At 50.2% G+C, this 633-nt stretch carries 6 tRNA genes; all 6 read left to right on the forward strand.

What is annotated here, in order from left to right:
- Positions 1-81: 81 nt before the first annotated feature.
- Positions 82-154: transfer RNA gene (locus CD121_RS10105), tRNA-Lys, on the forward strand.
- Between the two features lie 35 nt (positions 155-189).
- Positions 190-264 (forward strand) — tRNA-Gly (locus CD121_RS10110).
- Between the two features lie 7 nt (positions 265-271).
- Positions 272-360, forward strand: a tRNA-Leu gene (locus CD121_RS10115).
- 10 nt (positions 361-370) lie between these two features.
- Positions 371-447: transfer RNA gene (locus tag CD121_RS10120), tRNA-Arg, on the forward strand.
- 23 nt (positions 448-470) lie between these two features.
- A tRNA-Pro gene (locus CD121_RS10125) sits at positions 471-544 on the forward strand.
- A gap of 13 nt (positions 545-557) precedes the next feature.
- Positions 558-633 (forward strand) — tRNA-Ala (locus tag CD121_RS10130).

Below are 633 nucleotides of genomic sequence, written 5' to 3' on the forward strand. Positions count from 1 at the left end.
CCGGCCTAGCTCAACTGGTAGAGCAACTGACTTGTAATCAGTAGGTTGGGGGTTCAAGTCCTCTGGCCGGCACCATCTTTTGAGCCATTAGCTCAGTTGGTAGAGCATCTGACTTTTAATCAGAGGGTCAGAGGTTCGAATCCTCTATGGCTCATTACGATTTTAATTATATTTTTAAAGCAAAATAATGCAGAAGTAGTTCAGCGGTAGAATACGACCTTGCCAAGGTCGGGGTCGCGGGTTCGAATCCCGTCTTCTGCTCCATTATTTTGCCGGGGTGGCGGAACTGGCAGACGCACAGGACTTAAAATCCTGCGGTGAGAAATCACCGTACCGGTTCGATTCCGGTCCTCGGCACCATCTTTAAATAGCGCCCGTAGCTCAACTGGATAGAGCGTTTGACTACGGATCAAGAGGTTATGGGTTCGACTCCTATCGGGCGCGCCATTTTTAAAGTTAATAACTACATACGGGAAGTAGCTCAGCTTGGTAGAGCACTTGGTTTGGGACCAAGGGGTCGCAGGTTCGAATCCTGTCTTCCCGACTTCTTAAATAATGGGGGCTTAGCTCAGATGGGAGAGCGCCTGCTTTGCACGCAGGAGGTCAGCGGTTCGATCCCGCTAGTCTCCACCA

Origin of the sequence: Staphylococcus pasteuri, from assembly GCF_003970495.1 — a bacterium.
Taxonomy (GTDB): Bacteria; Bacillota; Bacilli; order Staphylococcales; family Staphylococcaceae; genus Staphylococcus; species Staphylococcus pasteuri.